Source organism: Streptomyces sp. NPDC002032 (assembly GCF_042890765.1).
In the GTDB taxonomy this organism is placed as follows: Bacteria; Actinomycetota; Actinomycetes; order Streptomycetales; family Streptomycetaceae; genus Streptomyces.
Genome location: NZ_JBIASM010000007.1, coordinates 187,813 through 202,651 on the forward strand (window position 1 = coordinate 187,813; position 14,839 = coordinate 202,651).

Here is a 14,839-nt window from a genome sequence, read left to right on the forward strand (position 1 = left end):
TCCGAATCATCCCTTGGGTGAGGTGAGTTCCGTGCGGGTGAGCAGCGCGGCCAGTTCGACCAGGTCGGTCCCGGCCAGCCGGGGCAGGGCGCAGCCGGAGAGGGTGCGGCAGGCTTCGCGCCAGGTGGCGGGGAGGGAGTCGCCGCCGCCGAGGGCGCCGGTCAGGGCGCCCGCGAGGGCGGGGGCGGAGTCCGCGACGCGGGAGAGGCAGGCGGCTGCCGGGACGGCCTCGCAGACGCGGCCGCGGGCGGCGGTGGCCAGGGCCAGGGCGACGGGGACGGTCTCGGCGGCGGCGATGCCGTAGCTGTAGACGTGGTCGACGATCTGGTGTTCCAGGAGCGGGACGAGGGCGAAGGCGCCCGCCCCGGCGTCGGCGTCGGCGTCGGCGCGGGCGAGGGCGACGGCGTGCCGGGCGTTGCGGCCGATCTCGGTGGCGGCGGGGAGCTGGGCGAGGGCGGCCTCGACGGCGGTGTCGGTGTCGGCGCCGGCCAGGGCGGTGGCGAGGGCGGCGGCCATGGCGCGGGCGCCGTGGACTCCGTCGCCGTCCTGGGTGTAGCGGGCGTCGAACTCGGCGAGGTCGGCGGCGGCGGCCGGGTCGCCGGGGTGGACGACGGCGAGGACGCACGCGCGGACGCAGGCGGCGTCGTCGAAGTAGTGCGGGTTGTCGTGGCCGGTGGCGGGCGGACGCAGGCCGGCGGCGAGATTGCCGAGGCCGGCGCGGACGGAGATCCGGGCGCGCAGCGGCAGGACGGCCGACTCGACCTCCGGGGCGCGGTCGGCTGCCGCCGCGACTTCGCTGGCCAGGGCGTTCCAGGCGAGGTCGATGGCGGCGCGCATGCGGCGGGACCGGGAGAGGTCGCTGAGCAGGGCCCCGGCGGCGGTGAGTACGGACTCGGCGGCGAAGGCGGCCCATTCGGCGTCGTCGGAGGGGCCGAGGCGGAGGGGTTCGGGGGGCTGGTTGAGGGCGATGGGGACGGGGAGGGTGGTCGTGGCGTTCTGCTCCGCGAAGGTGTCGAGCTCGCGGGTGAGGCGGCGGGTCCACTCGGGCATCCGGCTGGCGCGGTGCCGGGCGGCGGGCCACCCGGCGGCGTCGCCCGCGGCGAGCCCGAGGAGCAGCCCCTCGATCCGCCGGACGCCTGCGGCGGGCTCGGCGGGGGTACGCGGCCGGTCGCGGAGGCCGACGGGCGGCGGCGCGGCGGTACGGGGCTCGCGGTCCGCCGGGTCGGTGGGGCGCTCGATGATCCGGATCCCGGTGGGTCCCCCCAGCCCGCCCGAAACCGGCGGCAGCCCCCCGGCGTACGCGACCTCCCGCCAGGCGGGCGGCCGGGCCGCCGCGAGGGCGGGGGCTCCGTACTCCGGCAGGGCCGCCGAGCCGGGGGAGCCCGGGCCGGCCGGTGCAGCGACCTCCCACCGGACGGCCTGCGGGGCCGCTGCCGCGGCGTCGGGGCGTGTCGGGGCCGCTGGGTCGGCTTCCTGCCAGGTGGGCTGCGCGGCCGCCGCGAGGGCGGGGGCTCCGTACTCCGGCAAGGCCGCCGAGCCGGGACAGCCCGGGCCGGCCGGTGCAGCGACCTCCCACCGGACGGCCTGCTGGGCCGGCGCCGGGTCGGCCGGGGCGTGCTGCGGGGGCGCTGCCGGGGTGGGAGGCGGGGGCGCCGGGAGGTTGGTGTCCGGGGCCGGTACGGCGGGCACGGCCCGGGCGGGTGGTGGGGGCGGGTCCGTGGGCTCGCGGTGGGGGGCGTCCGGGGGCGGGGTCATCGGGCGGGCTCGGAGTCGGGGGTGAGGAGGTCCGCGATGTCCAGGACGTGGTAGCCCCGCATCGAGGGGAGGCAGCTGCCCCGGACCGGGCCGATGGCCGCGGCCCAGGCGGCCGGGACGGCGGCGGCCCCCGACAGGGCGCCGGCCAGGGCGCCCGCGACGGCGGCGGTGGTGTCGGCGTCCCGGCCCATGTTGACGGCCGTCAGCACGGAGGAGGGGAAGTCGCCCGCGCAGGCGGCGAAGGCCCCGAAGGCGAGGCCCACCGCCTCGGGGGCGAGGTCCGTCCACGGGTAGCCCCCGATGACCACCGCGGAGCGCACCGCCCGTTCGCCGCGCGGGGCGGCGGTGACGGCGCGGCGCAGGGAGCGGGCCGTCCAGGAGTCGGACGGGATGACCGACAGGGCCGCCGAGACCACGGAGGCGGGGGAGCCGCCGGCCATCGCCGCCGCGACCCCGGCGGCCACGGCCTGGCCCCCGTAGATGCCCTCCCCGTCGTGGCTGACCGAGCCGTCGATGGCGACCAGCCGGGCGGCCTCCGCCGGGCGGCCCGCCGCGAAGACGCCGAAGGGGGCCGCCCGCATCGCGAGCCCGTCGCTCCAGGCGTGGCGGTGCTGCGCCGAGATCGGGGCGGCCAGGCCCCGCCGGAGGTTCTCCAGGGTGCCCCGCTCGGAGAAGCCGGCCCCGCGGAAGGGGCCCTCGTCCAGGTCCGCGATCCAGTGGTGCCAGGCCCGCTCGACGTGCGCGACGGTGAGCGCGGAGCCGTGCCGGGCCAGCAGCAGGCCGGAGAAGATGGCGTACTCGGTGTCGTCGGTGCCCGCCGGGTCGTCCGATACGAAGCCCTCGATGCGGCCCCATTTCGCCCGGATCTGCGACGGCTTCATGTTCTCCGCCGGCGCGCCCAGCGCGTCACCCACCGCGAGGCCGAGAAGAGCGCCCCTGGCCCGTTCGGGGAGGACCTGCGGATTGCATGCGATCAGCTCCATGCGCGCCTCTCCACTTGATGGGACTCATGATGAGCCCTTGGGGGATTTGTGCCACGACATGTGGTTTGTCGCTCGCCGCGAAACACCGCCCGAACGCCCCCGTCACCCGGTCGCCGAACCGCGAAAGCCCAGGTAAGTACGGCCTTCCTTGCTGGCGGGCGGCAAAAATCGTGCGTACTTTCGAGGTGTTCAGGGGGAGTGCTCCGGATGGGGCACGGCTGCGCGTGCTTTCGCGCGCCCTCTCGCGTCGAACGGGGAGATACGCCGCATGTCCATCATCGACAACGAAGCGCCGCTGCACACCGCGCACCGCGACAACCACACCCACCGCGATGTCAACGGCGGATGGCTGCGGCCGGCCGTGTTCGGCGCGATGGACGGGCTCGTCTCCAACCTCGCCCTGATGACCGGCGTCGCCGGCGGCTCCGTCGCCCCGCAGACCATCGTGATCACCGGCCTGGCGGGCCTCGCGGCCGGCGCCTTCTCGATGGCCGCCGGCGAGTACACCTCCGTCGCCTCCCAGCGCGAGCTCGTCCTGGCCGAGCTCGACGTGGAGCGCCAGCAGCTGCGCAAGCACCCGGTCGACGAGATGGAGGAGCTCGCGGAGCTCTACGTCTCGCGCGGCGTCGAGCCCGCCCTGGCCCGCGAGGTCGCCATGCAGCTCTCCCGCGACCCGGAGCAGGCGCTGGAGATCCACGCCCGCGAGGAGCTCGGCATAGACCCCGACGACCTGCCGTCGCCGCTGGTCGCCGCCGTCTCCTCCTTCGGTTCCTTCGCCCTCGGCGCGCTGCTGCCCCTGCTGCCGTACCTGCTCGGCGCGACCTCGCTGGGGCCGGCCGTGCTGCTGGCGCTGCTCGGGCTGTTCGGCTGCGGCGCGGTCGTCGCGCGGGTCACGGCCCGGTCCTGGTGGTTCAGCGGACTGCGCCAGCTGGTCCTGGGTGGCGCGGCCGCGGGTGTGACGTACATCCTGGGAACCTGGATCGGTGGCGTCGTAGGCTAACCGCCGCGGGAATGAGACACTATGCAGTACGCAACATAAGTAGTCCGTTACCCGGCGGTTTCGATTCCGTGACCCCGGGGCATCAGACCAGGGCGCCGGGCAATGATGCCCGCATCGCGCCGGGACCTTCGCCCCGTGTTGTGTCCGCAGAAGTCCTTGCAGGAGCCCCCGCAGCCCAGCGAAGGTCCTTTCTTTCCCACCTCGTGCGTTGTCCGCATGTTGGAACGCCATATCCGCTTCTCGGGATTGCCGTCATCATGTAACCTGCACGAAATTTCGCAGAGGGCCAACGTCGTCCCTCGGCTATGCACATATGCCACGACGACGACGGGAGAGCCGATGCGTTCCGCATCCACGCACTCCGCGACCGGCTCCAGCACCACCGCCTGGTCGCCCATGGACGGTCGCCCCGCCCAGCAGGGCATGTACGACCCGCGCAACGAGCACGACGCCTGCGGCGTCGGCTTCGTGGCCAACCTCAGCGGCGAGGCCAGCCACACGCTGGTCGAGCAGGCGCTGACCGTATTGCGGAACCTCGAGCACCGTGGCGCCACCGGATCCGAGCCGGACTCGGGCGACGGCGCCGGAATCCTGTCCCAGGTACCGGACGCCTTCCTGCGCGAGGTCGCCTCCTTCGAGCTCCCCGAGGCCGGCGCGTACGCCGTCGGCATCGCCTTCCTCCCCGCCGACGGCACCGCACAGGCCGTCGCCGTGGAGCGGATCGAAGCCATCGCCGCCGAGGAAGACCTCACGGTCCTCGGCTGGCGCGAGGTCCCCGTCAGCCCCGATCTGCTCGGCAACGGCGCCCGCGCCACCATGCCGGCCTTCTCGCAGCTGTTCGTGACCGGGGGCACCTCCCGGACGGAGTCCGGGGGAGGCAGCACCGGCATCGAGCTGGACCGCAAGGCCTTCGTACTGCGCAAGCGCGCCGAGCGCGAGGCCGGGGTCTACTTCCCGTCGCTGTCCGCCCGGACCATCGTCTACAAGGGCATGCTGACCACCGGCCAGCTGGAGCCCTTCTTCCCGGACCTCTCCGACCGCCGCTTCGCGTCGACGCTCGCCCTGGTCCACTCCCGGTTCTCGACGAACACCTTCCCGTCCTGGCCGCTCGCCCACCCGTACCGCTTCGTCGCGCACAACGGCGAGATCAACACGGTCAAGGGCAACCGGAACTGGATGAAGGCCCGCGAGTCCCAGCTGGCCTCCGGCGTCTTCGGCGAGGGTGCCCTGGAGCGCATCTTCCCGATCTGCACCCCGGACGCCTCCGACTCGGCCTCCTTCGACGAGGTCCTGGAGCTGCTCCACCTCGGCGGCCGGTCGCTGCCGCACAGTGTGCTGATGATGATCCCGGAGGCCTGGGAGAACCACGCGTCCATGGCCCCGGACCGCCGCGCGTTCTACCAGTACCACTCCACGCTGATGGAGCCCTGGGACGGCCCGGCCTGCGTCACCTTCACCGACGGCACCCAGGTCGGCGCGGTCCTCGACCGCAACGGCCTGCGCCCCGGCCGCTACTGGGTCACCGACGACGGCCTCGTCGTCCTCGGCTCCGAGGTCGGCGTCCTCGACATCGACCCGGCCAAGGTCGTCCGCAAGGGCCGCCTCCAGCCCGGCAAGATGTTCCTCGTCGACACCGCGCAGAAGCGGATCATCGAGGACGACGAGATCAAGGACGAGCTGGCCTCCGCCGCCCCCTACGCCGAATGGCTGGAGACCGGCGAGATCGAGCTGACGGACCTGCCCGAGCGCGAGCACATCGTCCACACCCACGCCTCGGTCACCCGCCGCCAGCAGACCTTCGGCTACACCGAGGAAGAGCTGCGCGTCATCCTCGCGCCCATGGCCCGCACGGCCGGCGAGCCGCTCGGCTCCATGGGCACGGACTCCCCGATCGCGGCCCTCTCCGAGCGCCCCCGGCTGCTCTTCGACTACTTCACCCAGCTCTTCGCGCAGGTCACCAACCCGCCGCTGGACGCCATCCGCGAGGAGCTCGTCACCTCGCTGCTGTCCTCGCTGGGCCCCCAGGGCAACCTGCTGGAGCCGACCTCCGCGTCGTGCCGCAGCGTCACCCTGCCCTTCCCGGTGATCGACAACGACGAGCTCGCCAAGCTCATACACATCAACGCCGACGGCGACATGCCGGGCATGAAGGCCGCCACCCTCTCGGGCCTGTACCGGGTCTCGGGCGGCGGCGCGGCCCTCGCCGCGCGCATCGAGGAGATCCGCGCCGAGGCCGACGCCGCCATCGAGGCGGGCGCCCGCCTGATCGTCCTGTCGGACCGCCACTCGGACGCCGAGCACGCGCCGATCCCCTCGCTGCTGCTCACCTCCGCCGTGCACCACCACCTCATCGCCACCAAGCAGCGCACCCAGGTGGGCCTGCTGGTCGAGGCCGGCGACGTCCGCGAGGTGCACCACGTCGCGCTGCTCATCGGCTACGGCGCGGCCGCCGTCAACCCGTACCTGGCGATGGAGTCCGTCGAGGACCTGCTGCGCGCGGGCACCTTCCTGACCGGCCTGGAGCCGGAGCAGGCCATCAAGAACCTGATCTACGCGCTCGGCAAGGGCGTCCTGAAGGTCATGTCCAAGATGGGCATCTCCACGGTCGCCTCCTACCGCGGCGCCCAGGTGTTCGAGGCCGTCGGCCTCGACGAGGAGTTCGTCGCCACGTACTTCAGCGGCACCGCCACCAAGATCGGCGGCGCCGGTCTGGACGTCGTCGCCAAGGAGGTGGCCGCCCGCCACGCCAAGGCGTACCCGGTCTCCGGCATCGCCGCCACGCACCGCGCGCTGGAGATCGGCGGCGAGTACCAGTGGCGCCGCGAGGGCGAGCCGCACCTGTTCGACCCGGAGACGGTCTTCCGCCTCCAGCACGCCACCCGCAACCGCCGGTACGACATCTTCAAGAAGTACACCGAGCGGGTCAACGAGCAGTCCGAGCGCCTGATGACGCTCCGCGGCCTGTTCGGCTTCAAGTCCGACCGCCCCGCCATCTCCGTGGACGAGGTCGAGCCGGTCTCCGAGATCGTCAAGCGCTTCTCCACCGGCGCCATGTCGTACGGCTCCATCTCCAAGGAGGCGCACGAGACCCTCGCCATCGCGATGAACCAGCTGGGCGCCAAGTCCAACACCGGTGAGGGCGGCGAGGACCCGGACCGCCTGTACGACCCGGCGCGGCGCTCGTCGATCAAGCAGGTCGCCTCCGGCCGCTTCGGCGTCACCTCCGAGTACCTGGTCAACGCGGACGACATCCAGATCAAGATGGCCCAGGGCGCCAAGCCCGGCGAGGGCGGCCAGCTGCCCGGCCACAAGGTGTACCCGTGGGTCGCCAAGACCCGGCACTCCACCCCGGGCGTCGGCCTGATCTCCCCGCCGCCGCACCACGACATCTACTCCATCGAGGACCTGGCCCAGCTGATCCACGACCTCAAGAACGCCAACCCGGCCGCGCGCATCCACGTGAAGCTCGTGTCCGAGGTCGGCGTCGGTACGGTCGCGGCCGGTGTCTCCAAGGCCCACGCGGACGTCGTCCTCATCTCCGGCCACGACGGCGGAACGGGCGCGTCCCCGCTGACCTCCCTCAAGCACGCGGGCGGCCCCTGGGAGCTCGGCCTCGCCGAGACCCAGCAGACCCTGCTGCTCAACGGGCTGCGCGACCGCATCGTGGTCCAGACGGACGGCCAGCTCAAGACCGGCCGCGACGTCGTCATCGCCGCGCTGCTCGGCGCCGAGGAGTTCGGTTTCGCGACCGCGCCGCTCGTCGTCTCCGGCTGCGTCATGATGCGCGTCTGCCACCTGGACACCTGCCCGGTCGGCATCGCCACCCAGAACCCGGTCCTGCGCGACCGCTTCTCCGGCAAGCCCGAATTCGTCGTCAACTTCTTCGAGTTCATCGCGGAGGAGGTGCGCGAGATCCTCGCCGAGCTGGGCTTCCGCACCATCCAGGAGGCCGTCGGCCACGCCCAGCTCCTGGACACCAGCAAGGCCGTCACGCACTGGAAGGCCCAGGGCCTCGACCTGGAGCCCCTCTTCTTCGTGCCCGAGCTGCCCGAGGGCGCGGTCCGCCACGCCCTGATCGAGCAGGACCACGGCCTGGAGAAGGCCCTCGACAACGAGCTGATCAAGCTCGCCGGCGACGCGCTGAACGCCCCCACGGCGGAGGCCGCCCAGCCGGTCCGCGCCCAGGTCGCGATCCGCAACATCAACCGGACCGTCGGCACCATGCTCGGCCACGAGGTCACCAAGAAGTTCGGCGGTGCGGGCCTGCCCGACAACACCATCGACCTGACCTTCACGGGCTCGGCCGGCCAGTCCTTCGGCGCCTTCCTGCCCAAGGGCATCACCCTGCGCCTGGAGGGCGACGCCAACGACTACGTCGGCAAGGGCCTCTCCGGCGGCCGCGTCGTGGTCCGCCCGGACCGCGGCGCCGACCACCTCGCCGAGTACTCCACCATCGCGGGCAACACCATCGGCTACGGAGCCACCGGCGGCGAGATGTTCCTGCGCGGCCGCACCGGCGAACGCTTCTGCGTCCGCAACTCCGGCGCCCTGGTCGTCTCGGAGGGCGTGGGCGACCACGGCTGCGAGTACATGACCGGCGGCCACGCCGTCGTCCTCGGCGAGACCGGCCGCAACTTCGCGGCCGGCATGTCAGGCGGCTCGGCCTACGTCATCGACCTCGACCCGCGCAACGTCAACGTCGGCAACGCCGGGGCCGTCGAGACCGAGCTGTCCGATACGGACAAGCAGTGGCTGCACGACGTCGTGCGCCGCCACGAGGAGGAGACCGGCTCGACCGTCGCCGCCAAGCTCCTCGCCGACTGGTCCGTCGCGGTGGACCGCTTCAGCAAGATCATCCCGACCACGTACAAGGCAGTGCTCGCCGCCAAGGACGCCGCCGAGCTGGCCGGACTCTCGGAGTCCGAGACCACCGAGAAGATGATGGAGGCGGCGACCAATGGCTGACCCGAAGGGCTTCCTCACCACCCCCCGCGAGACCGCCTGTTCCCGTCCCGTCGCCGACCGGCTGAAGGACTGGAACGAGGTCTACGTCCCGGGCTCGCTGCTCCCGATCATCAGCAAGCAGGCCGGCCGCTGCATGGACTGCGGCATCCCGTTCTGCCACAACGGCTGTCCCCTCGGGAACCTGATCCCCGAGTGGAACGACTTCGCGTACCGCGAGGACTGGTCGGCCGCCTCGGAGCGGCTGCACGCCACCAACAACTTCCCGGAGTTCACCGGGCGGCTGTGCCCGGCGCCCTGCGAGTCGGCGTGCGTGCTCGGCATCAACCAGCCGGCCGTCACCATCAAGAACGTCGAAGTCTCGATCATCGACAAGGCCTGGGACAACGGCGACGTCACCCCGCAGCCGCCCGAGCGGCTGTCCGGCAAGACGGCCGCCGTCATCGGCTCCGGGCCGGCCGGTCTGGCCGCGGCCCAGCAGCTGACCCGGGCCGGGCACACCGTGGTGGTGTACGAGCGCGCCGACCGCGTCGGCGGGCTGCTGCGGTACGGCATCCCCGAGTTCAAGATGGAGAAGGTGCACATCAACCGCCGCATCGAGCAGATGCGCGCGGAGGGCACCAAGTTCCGCACCGGCATCGAGGTCGGCCGTGACATCACGGCGACCGACCTGCGCAAGCGGTTCGACGCGGTCGTCATCGCGGCCGGCGCCACCGTCTCCCGCGACCTGCCGGTCCCGGGGCGCGAGCTGAAGGGCATCCATTTCGCGATGGAGTTCCTGCCGCTCGCGAACAAGGTCCAGGAGGGCGACTTCCTGGCCCCGCCGATCACCGCCGAGGGCAAGCACGTGGTCGTCATCGGCGGCGGCGACACCGGCGCGGACTGCGTGGGCACCGCCCACCGCCAGGGCGCGGCCTCGGTCACGCAGCTGGAGATCATGCCGCGCCCCTCGGAGGACCGGCCCGCCGGCCAGCCGTGGCCGACCTTCCCGATGCTCTACAAGGTCACCTCGGCCCACGAGGAGGGCGGCGAGCGGATCTACTCCGTCTCCACGACCCACTTCGAGGGCGACGAGGACGGCAACGTCAAGGCGCTGCACCTGGTCGAGGTGGAGTTCAAGGACGGCAAGCTGGAGCAGAAGCCGGGCACCGAGCGCGTCCTCCCCGCGCAGCTGGTCACCCTGGCGATGGGCTTCACCGGCACCGACCGGGCCAACGGCCTGGTGGACCAGTTCGGCCTGGAGCTCGACGAGCGCGGCAACATCGCCCGTGACGCCTCGTACGCCACCAACGTCGATGGCGTCTACGTCGCCGGTGACGCGGGCCGCGGCCAGTCCCTGATCGTCTGGGCCATCGCGGAAGGCCGCTCGGCCGCCCGCGGTGTGGACCGCTTCCTGACCGGCAGCAGCGCCCTCCCGTACCCGGTCAAGCCGACGGACCGCTCGCTGATGGTGTAACCCACCCCAGCCCCCCCGCCCCCCGGGGCGGGACCCCTCATACGGCCCGTACAACGAAGTGCGGCACCCCGACACAGCGCCCGCCATGTCCCCGACCAGGGATGGCGGGCGCTGTGGCGTACGGGATCACCGAGCGGCGGGGTGGTCACTCGGGCTGGGTGACCGTGGCGCCCCAGCGGGTGGTGGGGGTGGAGGTGGTGACCGTGGCGACGAAGCCGCCGGAGAGGGCGGGGCCCAGGGGGAGGGTGATGCTCGCCGGGTCGCCCGTCGGGCAGTTCAGGGTGAAGGGGGCCGGATCGCGGTCCGGGTGGTCGGCCAGGTGGAAGGTCACCTCGATGGTGCCGCCGCCCTCGCAGGCGAAGGTGGTGAAGGTGTCCAGGCGGGAGTCGAGGCCGCCGGAGACGAAGCCGCTGGAGCCGGTGACCTCGGGGATCCAGATCACGCCGTCCGGGCCGGGATAGGCGATCAGTTGCCCGTCCGCCGCCGGTGACGCGTGGGCCGGCGCCGTCGTCAGGGCGAGGGCCGCGGCGGCCATCGCGAGGGTGAGGGCCTTGCGGGTGGTGTGGGTAGTGGTGTGGGTGTGGTTCATCGGTTCCCCCCGAGCCTTGTGGTCGGTACTGCTTGGTGAACCGTAGGGGGTGCCACTGACATCGCCGCCTGGGTGGGGCTGGTGATACTGGTGGGGTGGATGTGGTGATGCGGGGCGTGCGGGGCGGGGAAGAGGTCGAGTGGGTCGCCGAGTTGAAGGCGGCCGTGATGCGGCGGGATCTGGAGCGGCTCGGGCGGTACGACCACCACCGGGCGCGGCAGCGGGTCCGGGACTCCTTCGGCGGTGAGCACTCCCGGGTCATAGAGGCCGGGGGCCGCCCGGTGGGGAGCCTGACCGTGCGGCCGGGAGCGGGCGGCGGCTTGACGCTGGAGCACTTCTACCTCGATCCCGCGCACCAGGGACGCGGGATCGGGACCCGGGTGCTGGAAGGGGTCCTGGCGGCGGCCGACGCCGAGGGGGCCGAGGTCAGGCTGACCGTGCTGCGGGGGAGCGCCGCGCGCGGGCTGTACGAGCGGTACGGGTTCATCGTGGAGGACCAGGACGAGGTGGACGTCCACATGGTGCGGGCCGTCAGGGCGGGGGCCGCCGGGCCGGGCGGGTCGTGAGGGCGGTCAGGGCGGCGCGGGCTTACGCGGCGGCCGCCTCGGCGCCGGGCCCCGCGCGGGCGGCGGCCGGGTGGTGCTCCGCGATGCCGGGGCCCGCCGCGTGGGCGGACCGAGCCGCTCCGCCTCCACGCCGGCCGCGGCGGCCCGGGCCGTCGGCGGGGCCGGGTTACGGGTGACCGGGTGCGGGAGGCACCGCTCGCGCCGCCGACCGCGCCGCGGTGCTGCCGGACGTGAGGCGGCCGCGGATCGCCGAGCGGACGGCGCGGTTCGACGGGGCCGCATGCGTCGCACTCGTCCGGGTGACGCGCGCCGAGGGGCCGTGGGAGCCGGTGCTCCCGCTGGTCGGGCCCGTGGACGGCGCGGGGCGCCTACGGCGAGGGCCGGAGGGGGCGCACCGGCTGCGTGGGGCAGCCGGTGCACCCCCTCCGGCCCCGCCGCGCCTGGCTTCGGCGGGGGCGGCCGGGGCTGCCGGAGGGTGGGGGTTCGGGGGGCGGGGTGTTCCGGGGTCGGGGTGTTCCGGTCCGGGGGCGGTAGGCCGGACGGAGCATTTGGGGTGGGTTTCGGTTGAGTTGAGGGGGGTCGGCGTCTGGTAACAGTGGGGGCCATGCCCTCCCGAACGCTGCTGCGGTGCCTGCTCGGCGCCGCCCTGCTGCTGCCCGTGGCCTCCCTGTCGCCCGCCGTCGCCGCCGGCGGGCGGACCGTCGACTACCAGGGGCTGCACCTCGCCCTCCCCGCCGGCTGGCGGGTCGTCGACCTCGACCGGCACCCCGACGCCTGCCTCCGCCTGGACCGCCCCGCGCTCTACCTCGGCCACGCCGGCTCCCAGTCCGAGTGCGCCTCCGGCCGGGCCGTCGCCACCCGCGCCGACACCCTGCACCTGGAGCCGATGGCCGGCGCCCCGCCGCGCGCCGACGTGCCGACCCTCCCCGTGGACCCCGGCACCGCCCTGCCGCCCGCCGAGGGCCGCAGCGGGGAGGTGCGGTACGCCCTGCGCGGCACGGGGGTGATGGCCACCCTCTCGTACGGGGAGGACCCGGCCGCCGTACGGGGCCTGCTGGCCCGGGCCGCGACGCCCGGGGACGCGGCCCCCGCCCCCGGGCCGGCCGTCCCCGCCGCCGGCCCGCCGCCCGCGCCCCGCGCGCCCCAGGAGGCCTTCAAGGGGACGGGCTTCGACGCCTGCACCGCCCCGACGCAGAAGTCGATGGACACCTGGCGGGCCGAATCCCCCTTCGGCGCGGTCGGCATCTACATCGGCGGCCGGGCCCGCGCCTGCGCCCAGCCGCAGCTGACGGCGGGCTGGGTCCGCAAGCAGACCGAGGCGGGCTGGCACCTGATGCCGATCTGGGTCGGCCCGCAGCCGTGGAGCAGCTCCAGCACCGGCCTGTCGACCGATCCCTCCCGGGCCGACGAGCAGGGCCGGGAGGCCGCCGACGGGGCGGCCGACGCCGCCCGGGCGCTCGGTCTGGCCCCGGGCACCCCGCTCTACAACGATTTGGAGCACTACTCCGACCGGGCCACCTGGGACGCCCCCGTCGTCGCCTACCTCACCGCCTGGACGGTCCGGCTGCACGAGCTGGGCTACCACTCGGCGGCGTACGTCTCCGCGAGTTCGGGGGCCAAGGCGCTCAGCGACCACTACCAGCAGGCCCCGCAGGCCATGCCGGACGTGCTGTGGGTGGCCCGCTGGAACCTGTCGGCGACCGTCACCGACGACGACATGGGCCTGCCCGAGGGCACCGCGCAGTGGGCCGGGCCGCGCCGGGCCCACCAGTTCCGGGGGGACCACGACGCCTCGTACGGCGGGGTGACGATCAACATCGACCGCAGCCGGGTCGATGTGGACCCGGCCGCGCTCGGGACGGCCGCCGGGGCGGCGGCCCCGCTCAGCTGACGGGCTCCTCGCGGGCCGGTTCGTCGTCGTTGCCCCGGCGCAGGGTGCGCAGCCCCCGCGCCGGGGTCCACGTCCGCACCACCAGTTCGTCGCCCTCGACCCCGGTGTGCACCACCTCCGCCAGCTCGGCGTGGAAGAGGTGGAAGGGGTGCGGGGACTCGGTCTCCTCGGCGTACCGGTGGAGCTCGGGCGGATCCACGACCTCCACCGCCCGCCCGGAGATCCGTACGTCGCCGCCGGACATGGTCTCGCCCTCGCCGGGGTTGGTGTGCAGGGCGAACCGGGGATCGCGCTGGAGGTCGCGGGCCTTCATCGAGCCCGGCATCATGCCGAGCCACAGCTCGCCGCCGCGGATGTCGACGTTGAGTCCGGTGAGGCGGGGCGAGCCGTCCTTGCGGAGGGTGCCCAGCACGTGGTGCGGGAACTGCGCGAAGCGGGCCCGGACGCCCGCCGCGAACTCCGGCTCCGCCTTTTCGAACGCTGCCCAGTTGTTCGTCGTCATAGCCCCATCAAAGCGCCTGCCCCGACGCCCCCGCCCGGGCCGTAGCCCAGGTGGGTGGCCAGGCGGCGGCGGCAAGGCGCGGTGCCAGGCGGCCCGGGCCCGGCCATGATCCACCGGACACCCCCCAGGGCGCGGGCCGTACCGACGGCCGCGTACAGGCCGGCGAGCCGGTGTCTGACCGTCTGGAAGGAGCGAACGGCGCGCCGCCGCTCTCCTTCCGCCGGGCCTACGGGCGGGTGCCGGACTCCGGCGCGAGCGCCTCGATGTCCGCCAGCATGCCGGCGGCCAGGTCCCGCTCGGACGCGTAGTACCGCTCGGCCCACTTGAGGGTGAGCGTGGGGTACGCCCACGCCGCCTCGTCCTGGGCGCCCTCCACGTCCGCCACCGCGCGGCAGCGCATCTTCTCGGCGAACTCCTGGTGCCCACGCAGGATCTCGCGCATCTGCTCCGGCTCCAGCAGGTGGCCCAGCCACAGCCGGAGCATCGGCCCGTGCTTGAGCACCGGGGGGTCGACGGGCGCCTCGCGCGCCCAGGTGCGTACGGCGGCCATGCCCTCGTCGGTGATCCGGTAGACGCGCTTGTCACGGGTGCCGGTGTCCTGGGCGACCAGTCGCGAGGAGGCGTAACCGGCCTTCTCCAGCCGCTTGAGTTCGCTGTAGATCTGGCTGAAGGAGGGGCTCCAGTAGAAGAAGCGCAGCGACCAGTCCGACCACTTCTTCATGTCGTACCCGGACAGCTCCTCGCCGAAGGAGAGCAGGCCGAGCACGGCCCAGCTGGTAGCGGGGAGCGCGCGCTTGTTCGTCTCGTCCTTCTCGTCTGCCACGCAGCGCAGTCTACGACCGGTGCCCGCGATGCCCTTCTCCCTGCTGCGTATGACTGCTAGGTGTATTTCTATGAGGGATATACCGCTGCCCGCCCGATCCCCGGATGGAGGGACCGCACCGTGAAGTTCTCGATGATCTTCGAGGCGCAGCTCGTCGGCCCGACCCCCGAACGCGAACGCCGGGTCATCCGCGACTGCGTCGAACAGGCCGTGTTCGCCGAGGAGACGGGCTTCGACCGGATCTGGGCGGTGGAGCGCCACTCCCCGGCCCGGACGGCGCACTTCCGGGCCCAGGAGCGGGACGGGGAGGGC

The 14,839-nt window shown here is 73.6% G+C and carries 10 protein-coding genes and 1 pseudogene; 6 read left to right on the forward strand and 5 right to left on the reverse strand.

Annotation, left to right across the window (positions count from 1 at the left end; genetic code table 11):
* Window positions 1-6: 6 nt before the first annotated feature.
* On the reverse strand, window positions 7-1,527 hold the full coding sequence (locus ACFYYT_RS18765) for an ADP-ribosylglycohydrolase family protein (protein WP_351827935.1): 1,521 nt from the start codon (window positions 1,525-1,527) through the stop codon (window positions 7-9).
* A gap of 224 nt (window positions 1,528-1,751) precedes the next feature.
* Window positions 1,752-2,738 carry an ADP-ribosylglycohydrolase family protein gene (locus tag ACFYYT_RS18770; RefSeq protein ID WP_351827878.1) on the reverse strand — a complete coding sequence of 329 codons (987 nt, stop codon included), beginning with the start codon at window positions 2,736-2,738 and terminating at the stop codon, window positions 1,752-1,754.
* Window positions 2,739-3,006: 268 nt separating this feature from the next.
* On the opposite strand from ACFYYT_RS18770, the gene ACFYYT_RS18775 reads away from it, so the two are divergent.
* The 3 genes from ACFYYT_RS18775 (at window position 3,007) to ACFYYT_RS18785 (ending at window position 10,156) form a co-directional block, all read left to right on the forward strand.
* Window positions 3,007-3,738 (forward strand): VIT1/CCC1 transporter family protein, encoded by a 732-nt coding sequence (locus ACFYYT_RS18775; RefSeq protein ID WP_351827881.1) that lies wholly within the window; start codon window positions 3,007-3,009, stop codon window positions 3,736-3,738.
* Between the two features lie 396 nt (window positions 3,739-4,134).
* The gene (gene gltB / locus ACFYYT_RS18780) at window positions 4,135-8,703 is read left to right on the forward strand and encodes a glutamate synthase large subunit (RefSeq protein WP_351827938.1); all 4,569 of its coding nucleotides are present in this window, start codon (window positions 4,135-4,137) and stop codon (window positions 8,701-8,703) included.
* Complete coding sequence (locus ACFYYT_RS18785) at window positions 8,696-10,156, forward strand: glutamate synthase subunit beta (RefSeq protein WP_351827883.1); 1,461 nt, start codon at window positions 8,696-8,698, stop codon at window positions 10,154-10,156. The genes gltB and ACFYYT_RS18785 overlap by 8 nt, the downstream gene beginning before the upstream one ends.
* A 145-nt stretch (window positions 10,157-10,301) precedes the next feature.
* On the opposite strand, the gene ACFYYT_RS18790 is transcribed toward ACFYYT_RS18785, so the two are convergent.
* Window positions 10,302-10,745, reverse strand: a complete 444-nt coding sequence (locus ACFYYT_RS18790; RefSeq protein ID WP_351827886.1) for a hypothetical protein — start codon at window positions 10,743-10,745, stop codon at window positions 10,302-10,304.
* A 107-nt stretch (window positions 10,746-10,852) separates the two neighbouring features.
* Here ACFYYT_RS18790 and ACFYYT_RS18795 point away from each other — a divergent pair, with 107 nt between their 5' ends.
* Window positions 10,853-11,311 (forward strand): GNAT family N-acetyltransferase, encoded by a 459-nt coding sequence (locus ACFYYT_RS18795; RefSeq protein WP_351827941.1) that lies wholly within the window; start codon window positions 10,853-10,855, stop codon window positions 11,309-11,311.
* Between the two features lie 604 nt (window positions 11,312-11,915).
* Entirely contained in the window at window positions 11,916-13,202 is a 1,287-nt protein-coding gene (locus tag ACFYYT_RS18800; RefSeq protein ID WP_351827889.1) for a DUF1906 domain-containing protein, read from the forward strand.
* Here the strand turns inward: ACFYYT_RS18800 and ACFYYT_RS18805 are convergent.
* Together ACFYYT_RS18805 and ACFYYT_RS18810 are read right to left on the reverse strand one after the other, a co-directional pair.
* Entirely contained in the window at window positions 13,195-13,704 is a 510-nt protein-coding gene (locus tag ACFYYT_RS18805; protein ID WP_351827891.1) for a pyridoxamine 5'-phosphate oxidase family protein, read from the reverse strand. The genes ACFYYT_RS18800 and ACFYYT_RS18805 overlap by 8 nt on opposite strands.
* A 226-nt stretch (window positions 13,705-13,930) precedes the next feature.
* Window positions 13,931-14,536, reverse strand: a complete 606-nt coding sequence (locus ACFYYT_RS18810) for a PadR family transcriptional regulator (RefSeq protein WP_385321554.1) — start codon at window positions 14,534-14,536, stop codon at window positions 13,931-13,933.
* Between the two features lie 111 nt (window positions 14,537-14,647).
* On the opposite strand from ACFYYT_RS18810, the pseudogene ACFYYT_RS18815 reads away from it, so the two are divergent.
* Window positions 14,648-14,824: pseudogene (locus ACFYYT_RS18815) on the forward strand (LLM class flavin-dependent oxidoreductase); the annotation flags it as partial.
* Window positions 14,825-14,839: the final 15 nt, after the last annotated feature.

Bases quoted from the DNA above. Each gene is read 5' to 3' on its own strand.
- ACFYYT_RS18795 (WP_351827941.1), top strand. From the start codon at position 10,853: ATGCGGGGCGTGCGGGGCGGGGAAGAGGTCGAGTGGGTCGCCGAGTTG.
- ACFYYT_RS18775 (WP_351827881.1), top strand. From the start codon at position 3,007: ATGTCCATCATCGACAACGAAGCGCCGCTGCACACCGCGCACCGCGAC.
- ACFYYT_RS18785 (WP_351827883.1), top strand. From the start codon at position 8,696: ATGGCTGACCCGAAGGGCTTCCTCACCACCCCCCGCGAGACCGCCTGT.
- gltB (WP_351827938.1), top strand. From the start codon at position 4,135: ATGGACGGTCGCCCCGCCCAGCAGGGCATGTACGACCCGCGCAACGAG.
- ACFYYT_RS18805 (WP_351827891.1), bottom strand. From the start codon at position 13,704: ATGACGACGAACAACTGGGCAGCGTTCGAAAAGGCGGAGCCGGAGTTC.
- ACFYYT_RS18800 (WP_351827889.1), top strand. From the start codon at position 11,916: ATGCCCTCCCGAACGCTGCTGCGGTGCCTGCTCGGCGCCGCCCTGCTG.
- ACFYYT_RS18770 (WP_351827878.1), bottom strand. From the start codon at position 2,738: ATGGAGCTGATCGCATGCAATCCGCAGGTCCTCCCCGAACGGGCCAGG.
- ACFYYT_RS18790 (WP_351827886.1), bottom strand. From the start codon at position 10,745: ATGAACCACACCCACACCACTACCCACACCACCCGCAAGGCCCTCACC.